The organism is Paenibacillus sp. LHD-38, from assembly GCF_031157315.1.
Lineage (GTDB): Bacteria > Bacillota > Bacilli > Paenibacillales > Paenibacillaceae > Pristimantibacillus.
The window spans coordinates 51,351-76,360 of the sequence record NZ_JAVIFU010000019.1 but is presented as its reverse complement, the minus strand read 5'-3'; the positions used below and the strand labels follow the sequence as shown (position 1 = coordinate 76,360).

Below are 25,010 nucleotides of genomic sequence, written 5' to 3'. Positions count from 1 at the left end.
CGTAAACCAATAAAGACCCACCCATTTCCGAAGGAAAATGAGCGGGTCTGACGTTCAACAAGGCTTGCGCGCATGAATGAATGCTTCTGCTCCACTTCCCTCCGCTGGAATGATCCAGATCAGGTTCCAAGGGTCCGGAGCATGTGCTCCATCTCAGCCGTTAGACTCCCCTAGTGAATTAATTAGGTCGATATTCAATTTGTATTTTTTCTACTATAGCATACACTGGAGAGATGTAAACCATAATTATCCGAAAAGGCGTTGAATAAAATGAAAAATTTACTCATTACAGGCTATCGCGCCCATGAGCTTAATATTTTTAGCCAAAAGCATGAGGGCATCGTTTATATTAAAAAAGCGCTGATGGGCAAGCTGGTTCCCCTTGTTGAGGACGGTCTGGAATGGGTGATTACGCCCGGCCAATACGGGGTCGATTTGTGGGCTTGCGAGGTGGTAATCGCACTCAAGGACATCTATCCTCATTTGAGGCTTTCTATTATTTCAGCTTATAGCAATCCGGAAGAGAAGTGGAAAGACGATAAAAAGGAATTTTATCAGCAGGTTTTAAGAGGAGTCGATTATTACGCGTCGGTCAGCAACCAGCCCTACAATGGCATATGGCAGTTTACAGCCAGGGACGAGCTTCTGTTCCGCAAAACGGACGGCATTTTGCTCGTTTACGATGAGGATGCAGGCGAGGGCAGCCCGAAGTTTTTTAAAGAAAAAGCATTAAAGAAGCAGCAGGCAGAGGGCTACGGCTATATCAGCATCAGCTCAGAGGACATTCAAAGCATCGCAGACGATGACCATTTGTATTCGGAGCACTGAATATATTCATTGACACTTATGTTTTTCTGTTGGTATACTATGGAACATTACCTATTCCCGATTAAATCCATCGGAATTATAAAAACACGGAGGTCATGTTCATGAGAAAAACACAAGTTTCCTACACGAAACTGCTGGCAGCACTCCTCTTGTCCTTTTCTATTCTTGTTGCGCAATCCACTGCCTTTGCGGCATCGGCAGCTGCGGCAGCACCGGCTTTAGCTTCACAAGAAGACGGCGCAGCGCAGTACAAACAGTTTTTAAAGGAGAAATTTGATGTCGGCTTATCCGGCAAAGTGACGAAAGGCGAGTTCATTGAAGCAGTGGCGGACATTCTTGGTTACGAGCCCTCAGGCAAAGCGGTAACATTTTCTGATGTGCAGCCTGGCAGCGAGCTATATGCACCGGCTGCAGCATTGTATGAAAAAGGAATTTTATCCGGACCGTCTATTCAAGGCGAGCAAGTGCTTACGAATGCCGTAGCGGTTGCGATCGCGGTAAGGGCGGCAGACCTGAAGGAGCTTGCGTATACATACCCCGCCGCAAAGGTGAATAAAGCATTAACGAAGCTAAATGTAAAAAGCAGCGCGCTTGGCACGAAAGGCGCGCAAGAGGTGGCAGCCGCAGTGGACACAGGGCTGCTGACTGCTGATTTATATTCCGGCTTTAAGCCAAAAAATGCAGCCACCGAGCAATTGATCCATACTATGCTCGGCAAAGTGTTAATTACGAAAGGTTTGTACAAAAAGTATCTCGGTTATGTGAACGACAGCGATATTTATGCAAAGCTGAGCACAGCGTACGCAACTTCCGATATTATTAACGCTCCTAAGCTGCAAAACATTGTCAATACCGCGCTAAAGCAAGATTTAATTACGGGTTACAATATCAAAGACTCCCGTTTCGATGCTAATTTCATTGACTCCCTGTCCCTTATCTACGGGCATTCCGATTTTAACCACGCAATTCAGCTTATCGGCCTGCTCCGCAGCGAAGGCTTGAACGCCAAGGTGCAATTCGAGCCAAAAACATCCGCATTTATCTTTTTAGCTGAATGGGGTACGCCGGGACCAAACGTCGTGCAAATTGAAAACGGCAATTTCATTAATTACGATAAAGAATATGACCTTGAATTTGAATTTGCGAATGCGGCAGATAAAGAAGCGTTCCAAAACGTTATATTGACGTATGCGAAGAAAAACGAGGAGGGCCAAGCGGGTCTGATTGCCGCATCCTGGTGGCAGCCGCTTTACTACTCGCAAACCGAGCTGAAGGATTATGAAATCATAACGAATAACTTCATTACAGATCCAGACAGCCCTTATACCGTGAATCCGTTCTCCCTGAATGAGGATTCTGCTAAGGTAGTGGCGGGCTTTAAGGCGATTGATCCTAATGTGGTTGTTACACCGAAGCAATTTTGGGTTGATAAGCCGTTCTACAGATATTTGCATGATGAAGCGGCTTAATTGAACGCATTTTAAAATAATGATAAACAGCCCCGGCCGATATTGATGGCCGGGGCTGCTTTATGTTATCGTTCAAGGAAAAGGAGGCCGCTTTCATGACGATTATTGCCAAAGCCTTAGAAGCTCTTTTTAGGGAGCACGCCGATCCGGAAAAAGCTTTGTCGATGGAGGCGTACATGCGCGGCCAATTCGTATTTCTTGGTATTAAAACGCCGGAGAGGACAGCGCTGCAGCGAGCATTTTGGAAGCAGTACGACAAGCCGAAGGGAGAAGAGCTGCTTGAAACAGCGGAGTATTTGTGGCAGCTGCCCGAGCGTGAGTTTCATTACGCAGCGATGGGCTTGCTGGAGAAATACGGCAAGGAGTCCTTGCCTTCACATATTGATCGGCTGGAGCGCTGGATAACGACGCATTCTTGGTGGGACACGGTCGATTTTGTGGCTTCCCATTTAGTCGGCTATCAACTCTCGAAATACCCGGAATTAATCGAAGCGTACACGGAGAGATGGATTGTATCGGAAAATATGTGGCTGCGCCGCACTGCTTTATTGTTTCAACTGAGATACAAGCATCATACTGACACGGAGCGTTTATTCGATTATGTACGTCTTACGAAAGATGAAAGTGAATTTTTTATACGCAAAGCGATCGGCTGGTCGCTTCGTGAATATGCAAAAACCGATGCTGCCTGCGTGCAACGGTTTGTGAAAGAAACTTCGCTCTCGCCGCTCAGCAAGAAAGAGGCTTTGAAGCATTTTTCCGGCTTATAGCCGTTTATGCTGACCAAGCTGCTGCTTCGTCGAAGCATAATACAGCCAAGAGGCTGCGATGGCGAATACGGCAATAATCCCCATTCCCCAGAAGATGTTCGCGAAAGCACGGCTTAGCGGCAGCTCGCTCCGTGCGGATAGAATGATACCGCTAATCGCGACGCTAAAAGCACCGCTAATGAATTGGGACAGCTGGAACAAGCCCATGCCTGCGCCTACATGCTCGCCTGGCAATATTCTCGACAGCTCGTTGGACACGCCTGAATTTAAAGCGGAGAAGCCAACGCTCATCAAAATATAAATGGCCATGACAGCATAGATGGAGAGATCTGCGAAAAGGGCAAAGGACACGGCTGCTATGAGCAAAGGCCATGGCGCTACACGAAGCAGCAGACTGTTGCCGTAACGATCAATGATTTTACCTATGCGGCCCGAGGCCAGCATGGCTACAAGCGCTCCCGGAAAAATAATGAGGCCGGCTTGGCCGGGCGTGAGCTTGAATAAGTGAATGAGCACCTGCGGCAGCAAGAACAGCGTTGCAAAGTTATTAATATACGAGATAATGCCGAGCGAAATCAAACGGATATATCTCTTGTTGCGGAATAAAGTAGGTTGGACGAACGGATTCAAAGCGCGATTGATTCGAATCCAAAACAAGATAAGTGCGGTAACTCCAACGATAAGCGCAAGCCAAAAATGATTGGTTATAAAGAGCAGAACTCCCGTGGAGCCGATGCCGACTAGGGCTGCGCCAATGACATCGAAGGATCCCTTGTTTGAAGCCTCATCCGGCAGGAGACGATAGAATACCGGGATCAGAAGCAGCGAGATGCCGGTTACGATGAACAGGTCGTTCCAGCCGAAGTACTGGGTAATTGCGCCGCCGATTACAGGACCAAGCCCTAGTCCAAGCGAAGCGGCCGAGGTAATGAGCGCCATTGCTTTTCCGCGTCTCGTAAGCGGGATAAAACGTGTGATGAGCACAATGGTTAAGCTGAGCACTGAGCCGGCACCTGAGGCTTGAAAGAGCCGGGCTACAAGAAGCAGCACATAATGGTGACTAAAAAAACCGAGCACAGACGCTCCGCCCATCGCGATTAACCCAATGGTCAGCAAAAGCCGGATGGGCACAAAATCGGATAAACGGCTGAAGGTAATGGATGATATGGTAAAGACGATCGAATAGCCGGTTATAATCCAAGAAGCGGCTGAAGAAGAAAGCATGAATTCTGCCGTTACTTGAGGCAATGCCAAATTGAACATCATCGTGTTCATGATGACAATAATGATCGTTAAGCCTAAAAGAGGAATGACGAGACTGTCTCGAAAGGCAGGACGTTCCTCGGATATTAAAGGTGGAGCGGTAACTGCGGCAGTGTTTCTCATACAACCTCCAAAGGGAATATTTTTCTCTGTCTATATTTTCATTGTACGATAGTTCAGAGGAAGCGATTTTGTCCACAAAGGCAATTCGCTCCAAAATGCCAAAAACGAACTCATATATTTACGAAGTAAGGCAGCTCGACCAAAGCATAAACAACCATTTTAACCTGTTGAACAAGGAGATTCGTTTGGATGGATTAACAGGCCTTGCGAATCGAAAGACCTTTGACTTGACGATTACGGAATGGCTTTCGGACGCGATTCCTTTTGCGTTAATTTTACTTGATATTGATCATTTCAAAAAAATCAACGATCAGTTTGGCCATCTCATTGGCGATGAGGTTTTGACTTATACAGCCTCGAAAATAAGAGACTTTGCCGGAACCCATGATCTATGCTTTCGATACGGAGGCGAGGAGTTCGGCGTGTTGATAAAGTTCGGCACGATTCCGGCGGCAGTTCAAATGGCAGAAGGCTTGCGGAAGGCCCTAGCTTCCGAAGCGAGCCCGACTGGCAGCCCGATCTTCGTTTCTATCGGTGTTTCCGTATCGGCCGGGAAGGCAGAGGGAGCTAAAGAAATGATTGAGATGGCAGACAAAGCGCTTTATCAATCCAAAACGGCAGGGAGAAACCAAACGACCGTTTATGAGCATATGACAACAGGACGGCATGACTGAGTGCCGTTCTGTTTTTTTGTGCAGGCTCATCGTAGAAGCTTTGATGTGGAAGCAAGATTATGTTTCATTCCCCCTTGTTTTGTGTTACGGTATCTGATCAAGAAGAGTCGCTTCGGCATTCAGCAGCACAGCAGAAAGCTGGTGACAGCTGCAAACGTAAAAAGGGGCTGGATGAATGGCATTGACGTTTTCATTTCAGACTTTTCCTCGGCTGGAAACCGAACGGTTTATTTTGCGAAAGTCGGAGGAACGGGATGTCGCAGATCTTTATGAGCTTTATTCGGATCCAGAGGTCGTGAGATATACGCCGCTGCTGCCGCTTTCAGATCATGACGAAGCTTGGCAAGAAATGAATTGGCATCTTGAAATTTTCGCGCAGCAGGTAGGCATTCGGTGGTTGATCGAGGATAAGTTTTCCGGCAAGGTCATCGGAACCTGCGGATTTCTTCATTACGTAAAGGAATATGCCCGGACCGAAATAGGCTATGACCTGGCTCCCGGCTATTGGCGCAAAGGGGTCATGAGCGAAGCAGCATCGCCGATTCTTGCTTTTGGATTTGAATGCATGAAATTACACTGCATCGAAGCAAAGGTAGACCCTGCTAATATGGCCTCCATCGGCCTGCTGGCAAAGCTGGGCTTTAAGCAAGACAGCGAGCTGGGGGAATATGAGCTAGAGGAGGGGCATGTCGTGGAGATCCTGCGGTTTTCCATGCTGCGAAAGGAATATAGACTCTTCCATATGCTGTAACGCCTTTCGCAAAGAAGGCTTACAGCGTATAATAGGAGGAAAGCGGTTTTTGATTCGCAAAACCGAAAATCAAACTTCTAGGAGGTAACAACTATGTCCATCAGCAAGGCAAAGAAAGCAAGGCAAAAGCTGGCGCAGCAAGGACGCATGACGCCGGATGCGCTGCGAGGCAGCTGGCAGGGCGTCAATCCGACGATAAAACGAACACCCACTTTACAAGAGAAGCAAGCGAAACTAAATAAGAAATACCGAAGGAATCACGCGAGTTACAGCGATGGTTCCTTTTGTATTTATAAGGGGGAAAAGAGGTATGGTGAGGCTGGGTAAAGGGTTTTACGTTTTGAAAATGAAAAAAGGGCAGCCGTCCAGCAGTGAAAACTGCTTTGTGGCTGCCTTTTTTTCATTAGCGCAAATTACATTAAGAACGTACCGATAACAATCGATACCCCAATGATGATGGAACGAAGAAGCTGTGCGACTGCGAGGTTACCCTGCTCGATTTGCTCGCACACTTTAAAACGCGGCGTAAGGAAATCGAATAAAACATAGACGATGCATAAAATGACGATGCCTATAGCGGACCAAATCAACATGGAAACCCAAGAATCGGAGCTGTACGATACCATCGCCACGATGATACACAATCCAAGCAGCTTGCTGCCCATATACATGCCTGCGGCCTGATTGCCTTTGTTGATTTCTTCGGAATCGTTGTAACGGGTTAATTTACTGAATACAAATGCGCCGACACCTAAAATGACGAGCAGGAGAACAAGTCCGATTCCGACATTGCCGGCATTTTTCAAAAATTCATTCATTGTTGACCCTCCTTAAAGTTTTGTGAAGCAAAACTCGCTTCGAAAGCATACGCTTAAAGTTTTGTGAAGCAAAACTCGCTTCGAAAGCAAACGCTTAAAGTTTTGTGAAGCAAAACTCGCTTCGAAAGCATACTGTTATTCCACGATGGCGGCGGGGCAATAGTACGCCATGTCACCCGTAATCTTGGAGCCGACCCGAGGCAGCAGGCCTGCGAAAGTGCCGCCAATGACGTAGGCTCCGGTTAATAAGTACCCCTGCTGGAGGCCGGCTTCGGTATGTGCCTCGACTTCCTCCATCATAACGCGCTGTTGATAAATTTTTTGCTGCTCGCCGTAGTACTGTTTGATTTCCTCTGCTTCGTCCTCATCCTCCTGATTACCCCATTCCTCGCTTTCAAGCGTCCCGTCACCTGCGAAGAGAGTAGTTCCCTTTCCTTCGCGTCCCCAGTAGCTTTTGGCGACATAAGGGATATGCTGCTGTACGAATACGGTATTCTCGAAATAGGTGGGGAGGAGATACTTTTGAATGGTCTCCAGTTCCTCCACGCCAAAAAGCCGATGGCCAAGCAGCTCTGCGGATTGCTCGTTTCTCTCATATAGCGCCCAAATAAGCGCTATGAAGCCTTTGCTTTGCGTGAGGATGCTCTGCGGCGGGTTGATCAGCGCCAGCCGGCCTTGCTCGACAAGCGCTATAAGCGCTTCACCGACAGGCAGTCCCGTTTCTTCTTCGGTATCATGAATCAAATACTCAAGCGGATAAAGACGGTATAAAATGTCGATGCGTTCGCCGTTTCCATACAGTCCGTCACCCTCCACGATCACGAGCTGGTCCAGAGGGACAAAAATAACGGAAAAGCCAAGTTTGGAGATTATATTCATGATATATTCCGTATTGCATTTGTCCTCGACATGCCAATCATAGCAAGTGCAGGCGATCGTTCCGGTTAAGCCTGCGTTTTGATAATGATTAATCAGACTCAGGAAAGCTTTCTCCAGCGCTTCGTCCATTCCCGTGGAAGCGGAGCGGTGCGCGGTGTGGCGGCTAATGATCTCGTTGCCCAAAAAGGCGGTTTCCGGAATGCCGGTCGGTGTATCGGTATTATTTTCTATACATTTCATGCCCTGCGCCGATAGGATCCAGTCCTGCCTGGATACCCCGTGCCAAGGCGTTTCGATGCGCGCCGCTTGAATAAGGGAGGGATGAATACCTAATTGTTCTTTTAAAAACTCATCTGGCAAATGCCGCTGAACAAACCGCAGCGCTTTCCAGTAAATGCGGTCTACTAGCTCAGAGGCGGCTTGGAGCTCCTCGTATTCATCCGTTGTATACCCTGTTACCGATGGCAGGCAGTATTGCTTGCCATACATACGATGGTAAGGGATTCGCTCGGCTAGCTCGCCTTGAAACAATTCTCCATGCGTTAATGAAAGCGGAATGACACGCTTCATAGATCAGCCCCCGCTGCTGCTCTTCAAGCCGGAGCTGCCGAAACCCTTCGAGGAGCTGGATTTGTAGCTTGAAGATTTTTTATATGTTTTGCCGTTTGAGATATAGGTGCTGCCGCGGCTTGAGCCGTCATCATCGCAATAGCCGTCATTATCGTTATCCACGCACACACGCGAGCTCGACGTATTGCAGCCGCTCAGCGCAACGGGAACAGTGAGCATCAGAGCGAAGGCAAGCGCCTTCTGACCCCTCGCTTTTAATTTGGCTCCGGCTGCCATTGCTTTCTCATCGAACATCTAGAGGTTCACTCCTTTCAAAAAAACAACGATTTTGCTTCGGTCCATATCATAGACGGTATAGACCGTTTCATAGGTTTTCTGTTCGCTCACAATATAATGATCGAGCAGAAGCTGAGCAAACTCCAAAGGGCTGGCTGGTTCAAGAAGCGGCAGGGCGCAAGGATTAAAGCGGTAACCGTTCCAAAGCAAATATTCGACTTCCATATAAGGCGAGACGGTGACATACTCATGCAGGGCATTTCGAATGGCTTGACCGTATACCGTGTCGTCAAATTCATTGTAGGGCTTCGCATAAATATGATGGCGCTTACCGTCCTCGCATTCATTGGCCGTATGCTCGAACAGAGCATTGCGGAACACGGTCGCATTAACCAGCTTGCGTACAAAAATATCATCTCGCGTTACGGCTGCTTCGGTAATGGTTCGTTCGACGCGTTGATCCTGCTCGGACCATTCCAGGTAAGTCAGCAGGTTATTCACTACAATTACCGCCTTTCTGATCTAATCTTGGTGATGGTCTCGTCATTGGAGATCACGAACAAGCGGGCAGCGTTCGGGATCTTTTCTTCAAGCTTGCGGTTAATGCCCATATCGGTGCGATCCGCAATGAGCGTAGCCCCTTTGCTGAGCAGCGCTTGGAAGGCATCGCCATATGTCCCCCAACGGGGGTCAACGGAAACTTCAAATACGTCCTCGCCATATTTTCTGCTAAGCAGCTGCATAAAGATATCGACGTTGCCTTCCTTTAATGCGGATCTTACCGCCAGCCTGGAAACGGCATCATGCGATAAAATAAAATCATTTACTTGTACGTGGCGGAAATTGAGAATATGCTTCTCCAGCACGATTTCCACCGTCGTATGAACCGCGGGAGCGGCCTGCTCAATGCTGGAAGCGATGAGCAGTGATTTTCCATCGATAAGCGAGGTATCCTCAATGCGGGGATCGGCAAAAATAATCGCCGAACGAGCGCTTCGAATGCCGGCCATCTCAAGCACCTCGGCCGATGTCGGATCGCCGCTTACAAAATGCACCCGAGGTATGTCAAAGGGATGCTTATCGCTGTCATCAATGATAATTATCGCAATACCGTTATCCGAGTCGAGCAAATCCTCTACGGCCAGCTGCGCTTTTTTGCTCCAATTAATAACGATGATGTGGTCCTGACCTTGAAATTTCAATTTTCCACCTTCTCTTCTTCGCTGGAGTTCAGCTATGGAATCGATAATCTTACCAATTAATAAGCTGAGCAAACCAATACCGAACACGTAGAGCAGCATAGCGAGTATCTTGCCGGGAATCGTCTTGGGGAAAAAATCGCCGTAGCCGACCGTCGCCACCGTCGTCATGACCCACCAAAAAGCATTAAACCAATGTCCGAAGGTGACCGGCTCCAGCAGGAAAGCGATGGTTGAGCTGATAAATACAAGCAATAACGTAAGCAGGAAAACAAAGTAATTGTTTAGACGAAGAAGCCTATCGGTAAGTTTCAAAATGAAATGCATGCTTGTCACCCTCATTCGATATATTGCTTTTTACACAATACTATCTTTTCTAGCATTTTCCAATATGGCAAACAGAATAGATGAGAGCCTTTTTCATAGAAAACGGTCTCTGAGCCATGGGAGGACGGACAGCCACTCGTTTTTGTGCATATAGTATTATACATGGAAATGAAGGAGAGGTGGCGAAAATTGTCCTTGATCTGGTTATGCTCGATTTGTGGTCTCATGGGCTCTATCCTTACGTTTGCTTTCGGCAGCTGGCAGGAATCTCTTACATTATTGGTAGTGGCAATGGGCATTGATTATGTTTCGGGAGTCGCCGCAGCCATTAAAGAAGGAAAAGGTTTAAACAGCGTGATCGGATCGTGGGGGCTGACACGCAAAGGGTTGTCGCTGCTTGTTATTTTACTCGCCCATCGAATAGATATATTGTTGGAGACCAATAATGTGACCATGGGCGCTGCCATTTATTTCTATTTGGCGAATGAGCTGATTTCCATTACGGAAAATTACGGCAGGCTCGGCTTTCCGCTCCCGGAACAGCTCCGGAAGATTATCGCGGTACTAAAGGAAAAACGGTAACTTTTGGATAAAACTAAATTAGCTTGCATGAAATCATGGCAAATCGCTATAATAAGAACAAATGTTCTTATCTGGAGGGGTAGCAATGGCCGCTAATGAGGAAGAAACCCGCGGCAAAGTTAAAACGGCAGCACGTCCGCCGATACAAACCGAAGAGGAGCTTGAGCTTGTAAAGCGTTTTGTGCTGCTGGGAATCGTCATGCGTATTTTGGATCATGATATACGTGTGATCGGCACATCGGCCATAAAGCTCCCGCGGTTTTATGAATCTATGATGCGCGGCATGCAGGACAGGGTGCTGCTTGACCTTGCCGCAATCAAACGGCAGTTTCGGGAGACGGGCATCAAAGTTTATGAGGAGAGGCGCCAGGCGGACGGTCTGCATGCCGAATATGTCTGCAGAGGATACCATCATCGTTTTTTTATGCTGTGGGGTTTCGTCAAGGCGGAGTCTGAGCGGTTATTAAAACAGTATTTGTCCAGCTAATTTTGAAATTGTTCATGGTTTTGTCAAAATAACGAAAAAACTTTTCCTCTTTCCGCAGTTTAAGGTTGAGAACTTCGGACAATCTTATGTAATATAAGAGGTAGACATTATGAACGCAAAGGGGAGCACATAGCAATGCACAAGTGGATTATGTTTACGTTATTTACAGCGGCGTCGTTGCTGGGCTTATATTTGCTCACATTCGCCCTGCCCGCTAAACCGGTTGACGAGGCTGCCTCGCTGCCAGAGGGTATGAGTTTACTGAAAGTAGTCGCTTCTAACGATTTCGTATTCGATCAAGAAGAGTACAAAGTCAAGGTTGGAGACAAGGTTAGACTGAAACTGTCGAATAAAAGCGGTATTCACGGGCTACATATTGACGAGCTAAAAGTAGTTTTGGATAACGATCATCCGGAAACGGATTTGGAATTTACGGAGCCAGGCACTTACAAGATCTATTGCTCCATTCCATGCGGGCAAGGACACACAACGATGGAATCTACGCTTATCGTTGAAGCTGCTTAATGTCCCATTGATGAATGTGCTGTAAAAACGCGAAAGGAGCCGAAAGGCTCCTTTTTGTTGGTTTGAAGCTACCGCGCCGACCTTGGATAACGTTCGTTCTCACGGCCGCGCGCAATGAGAACATCGGCGATAAAGCCGAGCAAAGCCCAGGTCACAATGGTAAGTGCATACATGAGCAGAACGCTAACCTCGTGCACGTCGACAAATAAATCGACGACCCATGAGGGGATGCTGAACATGAAGAAAATAAAATTGTGAGGGTCGTAGCCGGTGTAGTTAAACAAGCAAATGGCAAGTCCAATCAAAGTAGCGATAATCGTAACCCTATAGCGCATAACGTACCGATCTCCTTCGTGTTAAAGATTGCCGTAATGCGACTGCATAGGTTATTATGTGACAAACGGTTGAAATTTATACAGTGAGATCAGAGGAGGAACAACAAATGCTAACACATATTGTTTTCTTTAAATTGAAGGATGGCAGCGAAGAAAGCGTCGCGCGCACCGCTCAGGTGCTTAGAGATATGGAAGGCAAAATAGAAGTGCTGAAATCCATTGAAGTGGGGATCGATGTTTTGCATTCTGAGCGCTCTTATGACATAGCGCTTATTACGAAATTCGATTCATTGGAAGCGTTGGAGGTTTACCAGGTGCATCCCGTTCATAAAAAGGTTATCGAGCATATGATGCAGGTTCGCGAAGCTTCCGTCAGCGTTGATTTTGAAAGCTGAGAGGCAGGGTAACGATTAATGAGCGACATGAGAGACGTTTATGAAATAATGACCTATTTGCTGGTTATTATTTTTAGCAGCATCATAATGGTAGCATGGCTTAAACGCAAGTCGAAAAAAAAGAAACAAGGCTGAAAGCGGGCGACTGATTAATGTATTATGTGAATCGAGAACAGATTGCAGTACGGCTCCAATCGATTACCGAAATCGCATCTGCGCTTCACATGCTTGCCTCTAACTGGCAGGCCACGCTGCTTGAGGGCTTGGCGCAGGAGAGAGCGCTGCATCTAGCCGTTGAAACGGTGACGGATGTTGGAAGCTTCCTCATTGACGGGTTTATTTTGCGTGATGCGAGCAGCTATGAGGACATCATTGAAATTACGGGCGAAGCAGGAGCATTTCCAGCTGATATGCAGGATACACTGATTACGCTCGTAAAGCTGCGCAAGCCGCTGGTACAGGAGTATTACGTCTGGGAGAGAACGGTGCTTCATCCGCTCACTCAGACGCTCTCAACGCTATTGCCTGCCTATAAGCAGGCGATTGAGGATTATTTGGAACGCGAGTTGTAACGGTTTTTACTTTTTTCCGAGCAAAGCGAGCTGCAGCCGCAATTTAACGGCTGCAGCCGTTTTTTTTGGTATATAAGAATTTATAAGTTTTCACTTATAAATGAGCTTATATATTTCCGCGAAACGACAGCTTTTGCCACAGAGGACGGCGACAGCCGTTTACGCTTGGTGCATAAGAATTTATACGTTATCACTATTAATGGCCTTATTTATCTAAGCGAAACGACTGATAATCCCGCAGATCCCGCAGAGGACGGCGACAGCAGTTTGCGTATAGTTGATTTACGAAAAAGTTAAAATACGTTACAATGACGCTATCAAGCCTGTGAAGGTGGTGAAGGGTTGAAGCTGATGAAAATGTCAAGCGATGCGGTCGTTAAAGCGGCATCGCGGGGAGATCAATCTACGCGTGAGCGCATATTGATGCTGCTGAAGACGGGCGGTAGAATGCATGCGGGCGACTTGTCCAGCGAATTGGGATTAACGGAAATGGCGATACGGCGCCATATGTATGCGCTGGAGAGCGAAGGCAGTGTTTTAATTGTGTCTGTGCGTCAAGCCATGGGCAGACCGCTCCATGCATATGAGCTGACGGCTGAAGCGGATGAGCTTTTTCCGAAAAATTATCATTTGCTTGCGCTGGATTTGCTTGATGAGCTGGCGGATGACCCGGATACCGCAGTGCTTATTGACCGGATGTTCGAAGGACGCAAGAAAAAGCTGCTGGATCGCTATGAGCCGCGAATGGCGGGCAAGAGCTTGGAACAAAAGGTTAGCGAGCTTGTTGCGATTCAAAATGCTGGAGGCTATATGGCGGAAGTGGAAACACAGACCGACGGCAGCTACATGCTTTATGAATATAATTGTCCGATTGCACAGGTTGCCGGCAAATACCTTCAAGCTTGCACCTGTGAGCTTTCCTTGTTCAAGTCTCTGCTTGACGTCCCCGTTGAGCGGACAGAGTGCTTGGCTAAGGGTGGAGGAAAGTGCAGCTACCGTATTGGATAACGAATGAACTAAGCTGAATATAGGCCGTCTTTGCAAATCGGATGAGATTTGCGAAGACGGCCTTTTTGTATTTTGCACGAATGTTTCCCGAAACTCCCCGATTGCGATCTACACGTTCCGATTATGATTTTTCATTCACGGTTGTGTCATGACAAGCCCATGCTGCTTATACTGTCATTACGCAAGTGGGCATTCGTCTAGGAGCTTTATAACGTAAGGCCCTGCAATTGACGGAGGAGGAGGGATACGGGCATGGTCATGACGTGGATCGCGGGAATTGCTGTGGGAGCATTTGTCATTTTAGTGGCAGGGATACTCATAGCATTACGGACAGCACTGAGGAGGCTAGGCCAAGTGCAGGCAGAGGCAGAAGCGATGCGGCAGGATTTGCATAAACTGAGCCAAGAGCTTGGCGGGCTTATACAGCCGGCGGAGGAAACGATCCGTGCCGCACATCGTCAGCTCCAAGCGGCAAGCAAGCTGTTTGAGGCAGCGGGTCAGGTTGGCGGGGCGATCGCGCATACGACATCGGCAGCCGAGCGTATAACGTCCGTACTATCGGAATCGGCTGAGCAGCACGCGAAGCGCTATAGTACGAAGCGGCAGGTTGGTGAAGCGCTTGAATGGGCTGAACTAGGAATGGCTGCGTGGCAGCTGTGGCAAACTAGCCGAAAGGCAGGAACAACTGCTGAGGATGAACATGACTCTGTATTCGAATCGGAAACCTAGTCAAATTGTGACGAACGAATAGCGCGCTAAACACGAAAGGAGCAAAAATAATGTCAACACGTAAACAAACTAAAGGATTTTTTCTTGGCGCATTAGCAGGAGGCGTCGTGGGATCGATTACGGCATTGTTATTGGCACCAAAGCCGGGCAAGGAGCTGCGTCAGGATATTTCAGTCGGCGCTCAGAAGGTAGGCGACACAACGGTTAAGGTAGCTGGCCAAGTGGGGGATACGACTGGACGCATTGCCAAACAAATCGGTAATCAAGCCATTCAGATTGCGGATAAGACGAAACAAGCGGCAAGTCATGTCGTGAGCACCGTGAGAGCTCGCAGCAAAGGCACTGAAGAGACGGAAGCAGTTGATGAACTGGTAATTGAAACCTTGCCTGCAGCAGGCAGTGACGAAGCCGTGAGCGCTATCGAAGCGGGAGAGACAGAGGCAGCTGTGTCGAAAGAGCTTTAGTCGAAGAACTAACTGCTGGAATAAAAAAAATGCGGCAGAGAGAGCTTTTGGAAGGGCTTAAAAATAAGGCAAACCGACTGGAGCTGAGGCTCCCGCGGTTTGCCTTATTTTTTTCAACGACGATTTATCCGAGGATGTTGCTATGCACCCGGTTTGGGACAGAGCTCAGCAAGCTGGCTAACGGCTTCATATTGTAGTCGTTCAAGGTTGAAGCGACAGCGGTAATCGCTTCGCCTGGGCCAACAACCGATATCTCATCATTTAATTTCCCGATAAACGCGCCGTCGTGAATGACTGCTCCCTCACCGATAATCGCCCGATGGATAGTGACATTTCTTCCAATTCTAGCCCCGGGCATGATAATGCTTTCGTAAACCTCGCTGTCTGCGCCGATCGTTACGCCGGTGCAAATGACAGAACGCGTTACATCTGCCTCCACTATGCAGGCCGGATGAAGAAGGGAATCCGTAACCTCAGCTTTCGGGCTTAGGTAAGGCTTCTCCCTGATTGTATGTACACCTGTTTGTGCTCTCCAGTCACGGCTGGTTAGTTTCAGTTCGCCGTCCAAGAGGTCCATGTTTGCTTCCCATAAGCTGTCGATCGTACCGACATCGCGCCAATAGCCTTCGTAAGGATAAGCGACCATATTTGCTTTGGAGGAAAGTATCGCAGGGATAACATCTTTGCCAAAATCATGATTGGAATTCGGGTTACCGGCATCCTCCAAAAGATATTTTTTCAGCTCCGTCCAGCGGAACAAGTAGATGCCCATTGAAGCTAAATTGCTGTTTGGTTCTGCAGGCTTCTCATGAAACGAGCTAACGCGATACTGCTCATCCGTTTTGAGGATACCGAAGCGGCTTGCTTCCCGCCAAGCTACTTGTTTGACAGCAATGGTTACGGCAGCTCTTTGGTTTTTATGGAATTCGAGCATCGGCGTATAATCCATTTCGTAAATATGGTCGCCTGAGAGAATAAGCACATGCTCGGGGTTATGCTGATCAATAAAATCCATGTTTTGGTAAATGGCATCCGCGGTACCTGCATACCCGTCCGCGCATTTGCGCGAAGATGGAAGAATGGAAACGCCGCTTGGCGTATTTTTTACTTGATGTTCATTATTGTTTGTCATTATATATTTATGGACACTATCGGCACAGTACTGTGTAAGTACGCCAATCGTTTTGATATTTGAGTTTGCACAGTTATTCAGTGGAAAATCGATCATCCGATAGCGGTCACCGAAGGGGATGATGGGCTTGGCGGTCTGACTTGTTAGCGGCGCTAAACGACGTCCTTCTCCACCTGCTAATAACATGGCAATGCATTCAGTATGACTATTCAATTCAATTTCCCCCTGTCCGATAAGTGTGTGGTTAATGTTGGATAGATGCGTTCATTATATTGAATATCTTTAACCTTCAAAAACGAGTTTGAAACTGTTGTTTGAAAAAAAAGGCGGAGATCTCACGAAGGTTTTTACGCTAGGGAGCAAATCGAAGAAAGGGCTCATACCTTGTCAATATGACAAGATAAGAGCCCTTATGCATTTAAATGTTCCGATATAGAATTCTGAAGTCAAGCGGGGCAAGCTCAATTTGAAGCTGATCATCGATGGTTATGACCTCATCATTCGTTAAGGCATCGCGCCAATCGTCAGCGTTCATCGGATGTTTAAGTGTTACCGTTTCCTCTGTGTTGTTCATCCAAATGGTAAAATGCTGCTTGCCATTCAATCGTTCGAAGAGAAGCGTACCCCTCTCGTTATCTGCATGCAGGAATCGGAATCTTCCGTCACGGAGCACGGTATGCTCTTTGCGAAGGGCGATTAAAAGCTGATAAAAATCAAACAGCTCACGGTCCTGCTTTTCGGTATCCCATTCCATGCATTTGCGGCAGTCCGGATCATCGCCGCCGTCGATGCCGATCTCATCCCCGTAATAAATGCAGGGAATACCCATCGAGGTTAGCATGAATACAATGGCAAGCTTGAGACGTTCTTTGCTGCCGCCAAACCTTGTTGCCGCACGCGGGATGTCATGGCTGGATAGGAGATTGAATAAGGCCTCATTGGTTTGCTGCGGATAACGCATGAGCAGACGATTAATTTGATCGGCGAAAATCGAACCAACGCTTTCGGAGGAAGTGAAAAATTCGGTTACCTGATTCGTGAACGGATAATTCATGACCGAATCAAATTCATCCCCATGCAGCCAGTTTAAGGAATTGCCCCATACCTCGCCGATAATAAAGGCATCGGATTTTTCGCTTTTGACCGCCGTGCGGAACTCGCGCCAAAATGCGTGGTCGATTTCATTAGCGACATCGAGCCGCCAGCCGTCGATGTCGGCTTCTTTCATCCAAAATACCGCAATATCGAGCAGGTATTGCTTTACTTCAGGATTCGCGGTGTTCAGTTTAGGCATATTGCCGTAAAAGCCGAAGGTAGCATAATTTGCAGCGCCATCTTTAACTTCGACAGGGAAGCCGTTCAGATGGAACCAATCCTTGTACTTGGAGTTTTCTCCGTTTTGAAGGACATCCTGGAAGGGTGGGAATTGCTCGCTCGTATGATTAAAGACAGCGTCCAGAACAACACGAGTGTCTAGCTCGTGGCATGCCTTTACCAGTTTCTTAAGAAGCTCGGCATCACCGAACTGCGGATCGATTTGCTTGTAATCGATCGTGTCGTATTTGTGGTTGGACGGTGCCGTGAAGAGCGGCGTCAAATAAATCGCATTGATGCCCAAATCGGTTAGATGCTGCAGCTTATCGATGATCCCTTGCAGATCGCCGCCGAAATGGTCTTCACCGCCCGGCGTTTCGCCCCAAGGACGAATGCCTTCCGGATCGTTGCTTGGGTCTCCATTAGCGAAGCGATCAGGCATAATCTGATAGAAGATAGCGGACTTTGCCCATTCAGGCGCGTCAAACAAATCGACGGCATGGATAAAAGGGACTTCAAAGTAGCCGCCCGCTGGGGTCGGCTGCTTATCAAAGATACCATTTTCGATCAGCCACAAGGTTTCATCCCCGCTGCGTACGCGAAATCCGTAAGAGAAACGATGAAACTCCGGCTTAATGACAGCCTCCCAGTAATCATATAAGGAATCTGCCGCGATTTTTTCCATTTGGATATCAAGCGAATGTTTTTCCCAGTCGTATTTGTCTCCGGTTACTGCAACGGCTTCCTCGACGTCATCTCTTTTGGTGCGGAGCCTGAGATGAAAGGTATCGCAATCATAGGCATAGGCCCATTTTAAATCGGATGAGTGATGCATGCATTCTTTGAACATGGGCTCCCGCTCCTTTTTATTTCGGATATTGGAATTTAAAAGTGCTGGCTTTATCCGCGCAGCAAGGATTCCGCGCCGTCGATGTACACGGTTGTGCCCGAAATGTGACTGGAATCTTCGGAAGCAAGAAACAAAGCCAGATTGGCCACTTGTGCGGCGCTGCCGGGACCGTCCTCAAGCGGATGATCCCCCTCAGGGTATTCCACGGGGATCGTTACCCGATCCAGCTCCGGCGTTCGCTCGGTGTTTTCCTCGATATTTGTTTCGATCGCGCCGGGGCATATGACGTTTACGCGAATTTTGTACTGAGCAAGCTCAAGCGCCGCCATTTTGGCAAAAGCGACCTGTCCAGCCTTTGTGCTGCTGTAAGCGCTGAAGCCTATATTGGAGAAAACACGGTTACCGTTAATGGAGCTGGTAATGAGAATGCTGCCGCCATTGTCCTTCAATAATGGGATTGCATGTTTCACGGTTAGGAAGGTGCCGCTCAAATTGACTTGAAGCGTTTTGTTCCAATCGTCGTATTCCATCAGCTCAATCGGCGTCAATACGCCGTTAATGCCGGCATTGGCATATAGGATATCGAGTCGACCGAAGCGATCCCTTACCTGACGATATGCATCCGCAAGTTGGATTTCATTGGAAATATCCGTCTCGATCGATAAGCATTCAACTTGGTACTTATGTACTTGGCGGCAAACATCCTCCATGGCTTCTTCCTTCACATCCAGGAGAACCAAATCAGCGCCTTCCTTTGCGAATTTCAGAGCAGCTGCTTTGCCGATTCCGGATCCCGCACCTGTAATCAGCGCTATTTTCCCCTGCAAACGTCCATTTGGATTTTTATTTTCTGTCATCCAATCGTCCTCCTTTTTTATGTTTGTCCTGCACTGGTTTCACTTGCTTTCTACTTGTATGTACCCGAAACTGCGCTAACTAAACAGCCTGCGCGCAGGCAAAAGAAAAGGACCGCGATGCTGCTTCAAGCAGCCATTCGTGGTCCTGATGATAAAAGATGAGACACTGCACGAGAACGACACGCCTGTCTTTGGAATCATGGATGCGTTCGGCTCTTCAGTAATAAATATTTAAGGCGTTTAAATATTAAGTGATATACATTTAAGTTGTCAACAAGAAAATGGTGAAGGCAGGAGCCCGTCTTTTGGGAGCTTGGTTTACTCGTTTAAACCGCATTCGGATGCTGTTTTTTGTGATGCCGCCCCGTTGAACCTTGTCCGATTTCGCGATAAGATGTAGGTACGTTTTTGTGCCTGTATTCATATGCTATTTTGTCTTGATTTATTATATTTTGTTTAAGAAAGCGGTGTGTTTGTGCAGCAACCGATTGCGATACTAGATTCAGGCGTTGGCGGCCTCACCGTTGCCAAGGAAGTCATGCGCCAACTGCCGCGAGAAAAAATTCTGTACTTTGGAGATACGGCCCGAACGCCTTATGGACCGCGCTCTTCAGAAGAGATCATCCATTTTACAAGAGAAATTGTCGATTATTTAATACAGTTTAATCCGAAAATGATTGTTATAGCATGCAATACGGCCACGGCCGCAGGACTTGAAGATATCCGCTCCAGAGTTGCAATACCCGTGGTCGGAGTCATTAAACCGGGAGCTAGAGCTGCAATCGGCTTGACCGTCACGGGTTGTGTAGGCGTTATCGGCACGGAAGGCACCATCAAGAGCGGAGCCTATGAGCAGGCTTTACGAGAGCTGTCGCCAAATGTAGAAGTCATCAGTGAAGCCTGTCCGCGGTTTGTCCCGCTGGTGGAGAAAGGGAACTTCCGCTCCATAGAAACCTATGAGACGGTGCGAAGCTCGATCGGCCATCTACGAGGCTTCCAGATGGATACGCTTATACTCGGCTGCACGCATTATCCTTTTTTGGCGGAAACGATTTCTGAGGTAATGGGGCAGCGTGTCACTCTTATCAGCTCGGCAGACGAGACGGCACGCGAAATCCGTGACATTTTGTATAAGAACGGCAAGCTCTCGCGCGAAGGAGCATTGCCTGTGCACCAGTTTTTTTGCAGCGGGGATCCGCGGATGTTCAAAAAGATTACGCAGCAGTGGCTGGGCAAGCAAATCGAGCTGACGCCGGTTGTATGGCAAGTACCGAATATCGTTTAATTCATAACCAGAAGAAGCTGAGCCTGCCGCGGCCCGGCTTCTTTTTGCCGTTAGCTTCATAGGACAGGTCAAAGCGCGCATAACATGAAGGGAACACATCGATGCAGAGGGAGGCGATTGTCATGTACTCCGTTCAAAGCTACGGTTATCCCGATTTGCTGGAGGGCGTGAGACAGCTATCGGGCAGATACCCTTTTCTGTCGGCACATGTCATTGGAGAGAGCGTGATGGGCAAGCCCCTGTTGGCGCTTCGCTGCGGCAGCGGCCCGCGTCTTGTTCATATGAATGGCGCCTTTCACGCGAATGAATGGATTACGTCTGCTTTGTTGATGCGCTTTGTTGCGGATTTGTCGGCAGCCTATTGCAGCGGCGAGCAGATCGGCGGCCAGCACGCACATGATCTATGCAGAGACGTAACCTTATGGACTGTACCGATGGTTAATCCTGACGGGGTAGAGCTTGCGCAGCAGGGGCTATCGGCTTCGCATCCCTATCATCGGCAGCTTACGGAATGGAACGGAGGCTCCGATAAGTTCAGCAGCTGGAAAGCGAATATTCGCGGCGTCGATTTGAATGATCAATTTCCTGCGTTTTGGGAAGAGGAGTGCAAGCGCAGAGGCGTGGAAGGACCTGGCCCGCGTGATTATCCCGGACCCTATCCGCTCAGTGAGCCGGAGGCGATGGCTATGGCTCGTTTTACGGAAACGCTTGGCTTTCATACCGTCATGGCGCTTCATACGCAAGGAAGGGAAATCTATTGGAATTATCGCGATTACGAGCCTGCGGAAGCAGAACAGCTTGCCAATAGGCTTGCGAGGGTTAGCGGGTACGAGGCGGTGAAGCTGACGGGCAGCGACGCGGGCTACAAGGACTGGTATATCCAACGGTTTCGCAGGCCTGGTTTTACCGTAGAGGCAGGATTCGGCGAAAATCCATTGCCGATGAGCAATTTTGACAATATTTATATGGAGCTGCAACCGCTGCTGCTAGAGATGCTTCGTCTTTAGCGGCCTTCGGCCGTTTATTGCTGCAGGAGGCAAATGGCGCTCGCATATGCTATAATAATCGGAAAAGCTCGGCAAAGGTGGGATTTCTAATGCGCAAATTGCTGTCGCTGCGCCACTGGCGCCTGACATTTGTCCGTATTTTTCAGCTGCTTCGATCAAAGAATGTGTCACTGCTGGACAAGCTGATTTTTTCCGTGCCCGTTTTTCTCTATTGGGTACTGCCTGACATACTTCCGCTGCCGTTCTTACCGGTTGACGATATCGCGGTTACGATGCTGCTTGCAGAATGGTTTGCCCGTAGAATGGAGACCAAGTATAATATTAAATAATAAATATTGCCGCATGGCTAACGATAAGAGGAGCTGGATAATTAATGAACTGCAGAATTTCCAAAAACGCCGCAAAGGTATTGCAAGTTGAACTGGACAAGCCTGAGAACGAAGGGAAATTGCTACGCATCTACGTGACGCATTCACATGGAGACCATGCACATTACGGTATGGGAATCGATGAGCCGACAGACAAAGACGTTGTCGTATCGACAGATAAAGGCATCGACGTTATTTTAGAGAAAGACAATGCTTTCCTAGACGGCGTGCGCATCGATTATTTCTACGTGCCTGAAGAAGGTTTTGCCGTAACGAATCCAACCAAGGGCAACCACGGCGATCATTAGGATTCATACGTATCCGGTTGAAATAGGAAGATGAATCATGGCTAACGACATACGCGTTTGTGACAAATGCAAGCACATGACGATGAAATCGATTGTGCCCAAGCTGCAAAAGCTAGTGCCTGACGCGGAAATTCGCGTGGGCTGCAAATCCTACTGCGGGCCCTGCGCCCGTTACGCATTTATTTTTATTAATGGCCGTTATATTAAGGCGGTAACTGAGGATGAGGCCATTCAGAAGGTCCTTCCTTATATAAAGAAGAAATTGAAATGACACCGACAACAAAGACCCTGCGAGCGCTTTTATTTCGCGGGGTTTTTGTATAGCTGCAAGCCATTTTGCATGAGAATAGCAACGGGGAAGGAGCACGAGGGTGGACATAACGACGCCGCAGCTGTTATATCATGGAACAACTAGTGACACGGTACAATCATTTGGGAGAAAGCTGTTAAATTCGCCATATTGGCGTCCGGGGAAAGACTTTGGTGAAGGTTTCTATACGACGATTTCAATCGCTCAAGCGCGGAAATGGTCGCATAAGGCGGCGAAGGAGTCATGGGACGGAGGAAGACCTTGCGTGCTTGTCGTCGAACTTACTTCTGTGCCTGATCGGGTAGAGCCGCTGTTATTCCTTTCCGATTCGCCTGCGTGGGCATCTTTTATTTATGCTCATCGCAAGGCAGCCGTCAAGGGGGACGACCCCTGCGAAACACATCCGGACATTATAATTGGACCGATGGCGGACAATGACACTGGAAAAATCGTACATAAAGCAGTACAATTAAAGAAAGATGAGCATTGGTTTTATGAACAAATTACGGTATCGCGGAAAGGCAGGAAGCTGGATTCGCTTCGGCTGGGCAATCAAGTCGTGTTTTGCTCCGAACGATGGGAAGCGCATTTAAAGCTTGTAGGCTACCATATTTATACGGGAAGCAGGTGGATGTATCATGAAGGTGAAAGCACAGATCAGGTTAAGCTTGTATGAGCGTGGGATTGTGGAAGCGCTGGCCAGCGAATACGGTTATACCGCAGCGGATGCGAGAGCATTGGTGGTGGAGTATATCGAGGTCGTACGCAGGCTGGGAGGCTACGACAATTGCGGTCAATACGCGCAGCTGCTCGATCGCGCGCGCCGCATGAATCATCCTCCGTCGCAATGGCTGGAGCGCATTCAAGGCATAGAGAAGGGCGAACTGAGGGATCGTGGCATCGAATCGGAGGAACGCCAATATTTGCAAACGAAGTAAGACCCCGCGACCCTGCTCGTCGGGTCTTTTATTTGTTTGGAGGCTGAGGCATATACGAGGCATAGGCTTAGGGATCATAGGAGGAAGAAAAAAATGCGGAAGCCGGCCGTTTATTATATTTTTGGAATAGCAATAGCGTTTGCTTGCTTAGTTGCGTCAGAGCTTATTTGGCTGCCAGCGCCGCTAAAGACGGGCAGCGGGATGCAGTGGATTGAAATGATTGATTGGTTGTTTTATTTTCTCGCAATCGTCCCCCTTAGCTGGGCAGCGGGTGCTTTGCTCGGCATATGGCAGCAGCGAAAAAGGTTTGGTTTTGCAATCGTCATGCAGCTGCTGCGACTAGTGGTTGCCGGACTGAGTATCGTGGGAGCGGGTTATGTGCTGCTAGAGCCGGAGAAGCTTTTTCAGCTGCTGCTTATTATTGGAGCTTCGGTTCCATTGGTATATGCGGATCTGCTTTTAAGCGAAGGGATAGAGCGTAAGCGGTTGGCGAGGCTGAAAGATGCAGAAGAGGGGCATTCACATGCTGAAAAGAGCTCTTTTATCCCGCATTGGCTGCCAAGGCGAGGAGCCATTGTTTTATCGGTAACAATCATGCTGCTCGTCGCTTTGCTTTTTCCTACAGGCTATCAGGTAACGTATCCCGGAATGACGCTGAATATGAACCGTTACGCGCATGTGGAGGGCGGACAGCATGGCGGGACTATCAACGGCGTGCTTGTATTTGACAGGCCTGCAGTGCCCGCAGATTGGCTGTATGCAAGCTTGCTGCCGATGTACAGCTTCGAGAAGATTCCGGAAGATGAGCCGCCGCTCACCGAAACGTATGCGCAGGTCGTCCTCATGAAGACAGATGCGAACAGCTTGGCTGCGGCGGTGGCGATGAAGAAGGCCGGAATTGGGAGCGGCATCACAGCAGACGGTGTTAGGGTTGTGGCGGTCGTGAAGGATAGTCCTGCCGATCGGCTGCTGCAGGCAGGAGATATTATCGATAAGCTGGATGGACAAGCTGTTCATACGATTAGTGAGATGACCGCCTACATGGAGAAGTCGGTAAAGCCCGGGGCCTCGGTCGCAGTTACCCTAAGGAGAGCTGGGAGGGTGACGCAGACGACGGTTGCAACGAAGGCTTCTGACGACACCCCGGAGCGACCGGTGTTCGGCATCTCCGTACAAACGGAGCTGATACTTGATATTCCACGGGAATTGGATTATAAGCGATTTATGGCGCATATCGGCGGTCCTTCGCACGGTGCAATGCTGACGCTTGCCATCATTGACCAGCTGACGCCTGGGGGTATTACCTATGGCAATCAGGTTGCGGGAACGGGTACGATCGAAGCGGACGGATCCGTTGGCCTTATCGGGGGCATCAAGCAAAAGGCTTATGCGATTAGCCGTACGGATGCTGACGTGTTTTTTGTGCCGGCTGCACTAGAGGCAGAAGCTCGAAGCGGCGCGCCGCAGCTGAACATCGTTCCGGTTGAGACGATTGACGAGGTGCTGGACTGGCTGGAACAGCATAAAAAGTAGTATTCGAACCTTGGACAATATTGCTCTTCTAGCTGCAATCCTTTTGACTGGAGGCAGGGACGAA

32 protein-coding genes and 1 riboswitch are annotated in these 25,010 nt (G+C 48.4%); of the genes, 22 read left to right on the top strand and 10 right to left on the bottom strand.

What is annotated here, in order from left to right; all coding sequences use genetic code 11:
• Nucleotides 1-79: 79 nt before the first annotated feature.
• Nucleotides 80-182: riboswitch (TPP riboswitch) on the bottom strand.
• Between the two features lie 88 nt (nt 183-270).
• The 3 genes from RCO25_RS17665 (at nt 271) to RCO25_RS17655 (ending at nt 3,067) form a co-directional block, all read left to right on the top strand.
• Complete coding sequence (locus RCO25_RS17665) at nt 271-828, top strand: SLOG family protein (RefSeq protein WP_308997461.1); 558 nt, start codon at nt 271-273, stop codon at nt 826-828.
• Nucleotides 829-929: 101 nt separating this feature from the next.
• Nucleotides 930-2,297, top strand: a complete 1,368-nt coding sequence (locus tag RCO25_RS17660) for a hypothetical protein (protein ID WP_308997460.1) — start codon at nt 930-932, stop codon at nt 2,295-2,297.
• 95 nt (nt 2,298-2,392) lie between these two features.
• Nucleotides 2,393-3,067, top strand: a complete 675-nt coding sequence (locus tag RCO25_RS17655; RefSeq protein WP_308997459.1) for a DNA alkylation repair protein — start codon at nt 2,393-2,395, stop codon at nt 3,065-3,067.
• Here the strand turns inward: RCO25_RS17655 and RCO25_RS17650 are convergent.
• The gene (locus RCO25_RS17650) at nt 3,062-4,453 is read right to left on the bottom strand and encodes an MFS transporter (protein WP_308997458.1); all 1,392 of its coding nucleotides are present in this window, start codon (nt 4,451-4,453) and stop codon (nt 3,062-3,064) included. The two genes, RCO25_RS17655 and RCO25_RS17650, sit on opposite strands and share 6 nt — an antisense overlap.
• Nucleotides 4,454-4,521: 68 nt before the next feature.
• On the opposite strand from RCO25_RS17650, the gene RCO25_RS17645 reads away from it, so the two are divergent.
• From RCO25_RS17645 to RCO25_RS17635, 3 genes are all read left to right on the top strand, one after another.
• Nucleotides 4,522-5,127: a GGDEF domain-containing protein gene (locus tag RCO25_RS17645; RefSeq protein ID WP_308997457.1), complete on the top strand. Its 606-nt coding sequence runs from the start codon at nt 4,522-4,524 to the stop codon at nt 5,125-5,127.
• Between the two features lie 175 nt (nt 5,128-5,302).
• Nucleotides 5,303-5,878, top strand: coding sequence for a GNAT family N-acetyltransferase (locus RCO25_RS17640; RefSeq protein ID WP_308997456.1), 576 nt, complete (start codon nt 5,303-5,305; stop codon nt 5,876-5,878).
• A gap of 93 nt (nt 5,879-5,971) precedes the next feature.
• Nucleotides 5,972-6,205, top strand: a complete 234-nt coding sequence (locus tag RCO25_RS17635) for a hypothetical protein (RefSeq protein WP_308997455.1) — start codon at nt 5,972-5,974, stop codon at nt 6,203-6,205.
• An 86-nt stretch (nt 6,206-6,291) separates the two neighbouring features.
• Here the strand turns inward: RCO25_RS17635 and RCO25_RS17630 are convergent, their stop codons facing one another.
• The 5 genes from RCO25_RS17630 to RCO25_RS17610 all read right to left on the bottom strand — a co-directional run bounded on the left by RCO25_RS17630 (nt 6,292) and on the right by RCO25_RS17610 (nt 9,947).
• Nucleotides 6,292-6,696 (bottom strand): DUF350 domain-containing protein, encoded by a 405-nt coding sequence (locus RCO25_RS17630; protein ID WP_308997454.1) that lies wholly within the window; start codon nt 6,694-6,696, stop codon nt 6,292-6,294.
• A gap of 135 nt (nt 6,697-6,831) precedes the next feature.
• Entirely contained in the window at nt 6,832-8,145 is a 1,314-nt protein-coding gene (locus RCO25_RS17625) for a glutathionylspermidine synthase family protein (RefSeq protein WP_308997453.1), read from the bottom strand.
• Nucleotides 8,146-8,148: 3 nt separating this feature from the next.
• A complete protein-coding gene (locus RCO25_RS17620; RefSeq protein ID WP_308997452.1) occupies nt 8,149-8,439 on the bottom strand; it encodes a hypothetical protein in 291 nt (96 codons plus the stop codon).
• Nucleotides 8,440-8,922 carry a hypothetical protein gene (locus RCO25_RS17615; RefSeq protein WP_308997451.1) on the bottom strand — a complete coding sequence of 161 codons (483 nt, stop codon included), beginning with the start codon at nt 8,920-8,922 and terminating at the stop codon, nt 8,440-8,442.
• A gap of 5 nt (nt 8,923-8,927) precedes the next feature.
• Complete coding sequence (locus RCO25_RS17610) at nt 8,928-9,947, bottom strand: potassium channel family protein (RefSeq protein WP_308997450.1); 1,020 nt, start codon at nt 9,945-9,947, stop codon at nt 8,928-8,930.
• Between the two features lie 225 nt (nt 9,948-10,172).
• Between RCO25_RS17610 and RCO25_RS17605 the strand changes: the two genes are divergently transcribed.
• The 3 genes from RCO25_RS17605 to RCO25_RS17595 all read left to right on the top strand — a co-directional run bounded on the left by RCO25_RS17605 (nt 10,173) and on the right by RCO25_RS17595 (nt 11,541).
• Nucleotides 10,173-10,529 carry a phage holin family protein gene (locus tag RCO25_RS17605; RefSeq protein WP_308997512.1) on the top strand — a complete coding sequence of 119 codons (357 nt, stop codon included), beginning with the start codon at nt 10,173-10,175 and terminating at the stop codon, nt 10,527-10,529.
• Nucleotides 10,530-10,614: 85 nt separating this feature from the next.
• On the top strand, nt 10,615-11,016 hold the full coding sequence (locus tag RCO25_RS17600; protein WP_308997449.1) for a YhjD family protein: 402 nt from the start codon (nt 10,615-10,617) through the stop codon (nt 11,014-11,016).
• Between the two features lie 135 nt (nt 11,017-11,151).
• Nucleotides 11,152-11,541 carry a cupredoxin domain-containing protein gene (locus RCO25_RS17595; RefSeq protein WP_308997448.1) on the top strand — a complete coding sequence of 130 codons (390 nt, stop codon included), beginning with the start codon at nt 11,152-11,154 and terminating at the stop codon, nt 11,539-11,541.
• Between the two features lie 68 nt (nt 11,542-11,609).
• Here RCO25_RS17595 and RCO25_RS17590 read toward each other — a convergent pair whose 3' ends face one another.
• Nucleotides 11,610-11,876, bottom strand: coding sequence for a hypothetical protein (locus RCO25_RS17590; RefSeq protein WP_308997447.1), 267 nt, complete (start codon nt 11,874-11,876; stop codon nt 11,610-11,612).
• A gap of 107 nt (nt 11,877-11,983) precedes the next feature.
• Between RCO25_RS17590 and RCO25_RS17585 the strand changes: the two genes are divergently transcribed.
• The 5 genes from RCO25_RS17585 to RCO25_RS17565 all read left to right on the top strand — a co-directional run bounded on the left by RCO25_RS17585 (nt 11,984) and on the right by RCO25_RS17565 (nt 15,044).
• Entirely contained in the window at nt 11,984-12,271 is a 288-nt protein-coding gene (locus RCO25_RS17585) for a Dabb family protein (RefSeq protein WP_308997446.1), read from the top strand.
• A gap of 152 nt (nt 12,272-12,423) precedes the next feature.
• Nucleotides 12,424-12,843, top strand: a complete 420-nt coding sequence (locus tag RCO25_RS17580) for a DUF86 domain-containing protein (protein ID WP_308997445.1) — start codon at nt 12,424-12,426, stop codon at nt 12,841-12,843.
• Between the two features lie 351 nt (nt 12,844-13,194).
• Entirely contained in the window at nt 13,195-13,851 is a 657-nt protein-coding gene (locus tag RCO25_RS17575; RefSeq protein WP_308997511.1) for a helix-turn-helix transcriptional regulator, read from the top strand.
• Nucleotides 13,852-14,103: 252 nt separating this feature from the next.
• On the top strand, nt 14,104-14,580 hold the full coding sequence (locus tag RCO25_RS17570; RefSeq protein ID WP_308997444.1) for a DUF948 domain-containing protein: 477 nt from the start codon (nt 14,104-14,106) through the stop codon (nt 14,578-14,580).
• Nucleotides 14,581-14,630: 50 nt separating this feature from the next.
• Nucleotides 14,631-15,044 (top strand): YtxH domain-containing protein, encoded by a 414-nt coding sequence (locus RCO25_RS17565; RefSeq protein WP_308997443.1) that lies wholly within the window; start codon nt 14,631-14,633, stop codon nt 15,042-15,044.
• 124 nt (nt 15,045-15,168) lie between these two features.
• Here the strand turns inward: RCO25_RS17565 and RCO25_RS17560 are convergent, their stop codons facing one another.
• The 3 genes from RCO25_RS17560 to RCO25_RS17550 form a co-directional block, all read right to left on the bottom strand.
• The gene (locus tag RCO25_RS17560; RefSeq protein WP_308997442.1) at nt 15,169-16,389 is read right to left on the bottom strand and encodes a glucose-1-phosphate adenylyltransferase; all 1,221 of its coding nucleotides are present in this window, start codon (nt 16,387-16,389) and stop codon (nt 15,169-15,171) included.
• A gap of 205 nt (nt 16,390-16,594) precedes the next feature.
• Nucleotides 16,595-18,340 carry an alpha-glycosidase gene (locus RCO25_RS17555; RefSeq protein ID WP_308997441.1) on the bottom strand — a complete coding sequence of 582 codons (1,746 nt, stop codon included), beginning with the start codon at nt 18,338-18,340 and terminating at the stop codon, nt 16,595-16,597.
• A gap of 50 nt (nt 18,341-18,390) precedes the next feature.
• Nucleotides 18,391-19,197: an SDR family oxidoreductase gene (locus RCO25_RS17550; protein WP_308997440.1), complete on the bottom strand. Its 807-nt coding sequence runs from the start codon at nt 19,195-19,197 to the stop codon at nt 18,391-18,393.
• 475 nt (nt 19,198-19,672) lie between these two features.
• On the opposite strand from RCO25_RS17550, the gene racE reads away from it, so the two are divergent.
• The 8 genes from racE to RCO25_RS17510 all read left to right on the top strand — a co-directional run bounded on the left by racE (nt 19,673) and on the right by RCO25_RS17510 (nt 24,946).
• On the top strand, nt 19,673-20,482 hold the full coding sequence (gene racE, locus RCO25_RS17545; RefSeq protein WP_308997439.1) for a glutamate racemase: 810 nt from the start codon (nt 19,673-19,675) through the stop codon (nt 20,480-20,482).
• Between the two features lie 122 nt (nt 20,483-20,604).
• Nucleotides 20,605-21,489, top strand: a complete 885-nt coding sequence (locus RCO25_RS17540) for a M14 family metallopeptidase (RefSeq protein WP_308997438.1) — start codon at nt 20,605-20,607, stop codon at nt 21,487-21,489.
• Between the two features lie 89 nt (nt 21,490-21,578).
• Complete coding sequence (locus RCO25_RS17535; RefSeq protein WP_308997437.1) at nt 21,579-21,818, top strand: hypothetical protein; 240 nt, start codon at nt 21,579-21,581, stop codon at nt 21,816-21,818.
• A 44-nt stretch (nt 21,819-21,862) separates the two neighbouring features.
• Entirely contained in the window at nt 21,863-22,165 is a 303-nt protein-coding gene (locus RCO25_RS17530) for an iron-sulfur cluster assembly accessory protein (RefSeq protein ID WP_308997436.1), read from the top strand.
• A 37-nt stretch (nt 22,166-22,202) separates the two neighbouring features.
• Nucleotides 22,203-22,436, top strand: coding sequence for a YuzB family protein (locus RCO25_RS17525; RefSeq protein WP_308997435.1), 234 nt, complete (start codon nt 22,203-22,205; stop codon nt 22,434-22,436).
• 100 nt (nt 22,437-22,536) lie between these two features.
• Nucleotides 22,537-23,151 (top strand): DUF3990 domain-containing protein, encoded by a 615-nt coding sequence (locus RCO25_RS17520; protein WP_308997434.1) that lies wholly within the window; start codon nt 22,537-22,539, stop codon nt 23,149-23,151.
• On the top strand, nt 23,114-23,413 hold the full coding sequence (locus RCO25_RS17515) for a hypothetical protein (protein ID WP_308997433.1): 300 nt from the start codon (nt 23,114-23,116) through the stop codon (nt 23,411-23,413). The genes RCO25_RS17520 and RCO25_RS17515 overlap by 38 nt, the downstream gene beginning before the upstream one ends.
• A 93-nt stretch (nt 23,414-23,506) precedes the next feature.
• Nucleotides 23,507-24,946 (top strand): PDZ domain-containing protein, encoded by a 1,440-nt coding sequence (locus RCO25_RS17510; RefSeq protein WP_308997432.1) that lies wholly within the window; start codon nt 23,507-23,509, stop codon nt 24,944-24,946.
• Nucleotides 24,947-25,010: the final 64 nt, after the last annotated feature.

What these genes read in the sequence shown, in the direction of transcription:
- RCO25_RS17665 (WP_308997461.1), top strand. Translation starts at nt 271, where the DNA reads ATGAAAAATTTACTCATTACAGGCTATCGCGCCCATGAGCTTAATATT.
- RCO25_RS17660 (WP_308997460.1), top strand. Translation starts at nt 930, where the DNA reads ATGAGAAAAACACAAGTTTCCTACACGAAACTGCTGGCAGCACTCCTC.
- RCO25_RS17655 (WP_308997459.1), top strand. Translation starts at nt 2,393, where the DNA reads ATGACGATTATTGCCAAAGCCTTAGAAGCTCTTTTTAGGGAGCACGCC.
- RCO25_RS17650 (WP_308997458.1), bottom strand. Translation starts at nt 4,453, where the DNA reads ATGAGAAACACTGCCGCAGTTACCGCTCCACCTTTAATATCCGAGGAA.
- RCO25_RS17640 (WP_308997456.1), top strand. Translation starts at nt 5,303, where the DNA reads ATGGCATTGACGTTTTCATTTCAGACTTTTCCTCGGCTGGAAACCGAA.
- RCO25_RS17635 (WP_308997455.1), top strand. Translation starts at nt 5,972, where the DNA reads ATGTCCATCAGCAAGGCAAAGAAAGCAAGGCAAAAGCTGGCGCAGCAA.
- RCO25_RS17630 (WP_308997454.1), bottom strand. Translation starts at nt 6,696, where the DNA reads ATGAATGAATTTTTGAAAAATGCCGGCAATGTCGGAATCGGACTTGTT.
- RCO25_RS17625 (WP_308997453.1), bottom strand. Translation starts at nt 8,145, where the DNA reads ATGAAGCGTGTCATTCCGCTTTCATTAACGCATGGAGAATTGTTTCAA.
- RCO25_RS17620 (WP_308997452.1), bottom strand. Translation starts at nt 8,439, where the DNA reads ATGTTCGATGAGAAAGCAATGGCAGCCGGAGCCAAATTAAAAGCGAGG.
- RCO25_RS17610 (WP_308997450.1), bottom strand. Translation starts at nt 9,947, where the DNA reads ATGCATTTCATTTTGAAACTTACCGATAGGCTTCTTCGTCTAAACAAT.
- RCO25_RS17605 (WP_308997512.1), top strand. Translation starts at nt 10,173, where the DNA reads ATGGGCTCTATCCTTACGTTTGCTTTCGGCAGCTGGCAGGAATCTCTT.
- RCO25_RS17600 (WP_308997449.1), top strand. Translation starts at nt 10,615, where the DNA reads ATGGCCGCTAATGAGGAAGAAACCCGCGGCAAAGTTAAAACGGCAGCA.
- RCO25_RS17595 (WP_308997448.1), top strand. Translation starts at nt 11,152, where the DNA reads ATGCACAAGTGGATTATGTTTACGTTATTTACAGCGGCGTCGTTGCTG.
- RCO25_RS17590 (WP_308997447.1), bottom strand. Translation starts at nt 11,876, where the DNA reads ATGCGCTATAGGGTTACGATTATCGCTACTTTGATTGGACTTGCCATT.
- RCO25_RS17585 (WP_308997446.1), top strand. Translation starts at nt 11,984, where the DNA reads ATGCTAACACATATTGTTTTCTTTAAATTGAAGGATGGCAGCGAAGAA.
- RCO25_RS17580 (WP_308997445.1), top strand. Translation starts at nt 12,424, where the DNA reads ATGTATTATGTGAATCGAGAACAGATTGCAGTACGGCTCCAATCGATT.
- RCO25_RS17575 (WP_308997511.1), top strand. Translation starts at nt 13,195, where the DNA reads ATGAAAATGTCAAGCGATGCGGTCGTTAAAGCGGCATCGCGGGGAGAT.
- RCO25_RS17570 (WP_308997444.1), top strand. Translation starts at nt 14,104, where the DNA reads ATGGTCATGACGTGGATCGCGGGAATTGCTGTGGGAGCATTTGTCATT.
- RCO25_RS17565 (WP_308997443.1), top strand. Translation starts at nt 14,631, where the DNA reads ATGTCAACACGTAAACAAACTAAAGGATTTTTTCTTGGCGCATTAGCA.
- RCO25_RS17555 (WP_308997441.1), bottom strand. Translation starts at nt 18,340, where the DNA reads ATGTTCAAAGAATGCATGCATCACTCATCCGATTTAAAATGGGCCTAT.
- RCO25_RS17550 (WP_308997440.1), bottom strand. Translation starts at nt 19,197, where the DNA reads ATGACAGAAAATAAAAATCCAAATGGACGTTTGCAGGGGAAAATAGCG.
- RCO25_RS17540 (WP_308997438.1), top strand. Translation starts at nt 20,605, where the DNA reads ATGTACTCCGTTCAAAGCTACGGTTATCCCGATTTGCTGGAGGGCGTG.
- RCO25_RS17535 (WP_308997437.1), top strand. Translation starts at nt 21,579, where the DNA reads ATGCGCAAATTGCTGTCGCTGCGCCACTGGCGCCTGACATTTGTCCGT.
- RCO25_RS17530 (WP_308997436.1), top strand. Translation starts at nt 21,863, where the DNA reads ATGAACTGCAGAATTTCCAAAAACGCCGCAAAGGTATTGCAAGTTGAA.
- RCO25_RS17525 (WP_308997435.1), top strand. Translation starts at nt 22,203, where the DNA reads ATGGCTAACGACATACGCGTTTGTGACAAATGCAAGCACATGACGATG.
- RCO25_RS17515 (WP_308997433.1), top strand. Translation starts at nt 23,114, where the DNA reads ATGAAGGTGAAAGCACAGATCAGGTTAAGCTTGTATGAGCGTGGGATT.
- RCO25_RS17510 (WP_308997432.1), top strand. Translation starts at nt 23,507, where the DNA reads ATGCGGAAGCCGGCCGTTTATTATATTTTTGGAATAGCAATAGCGTTT.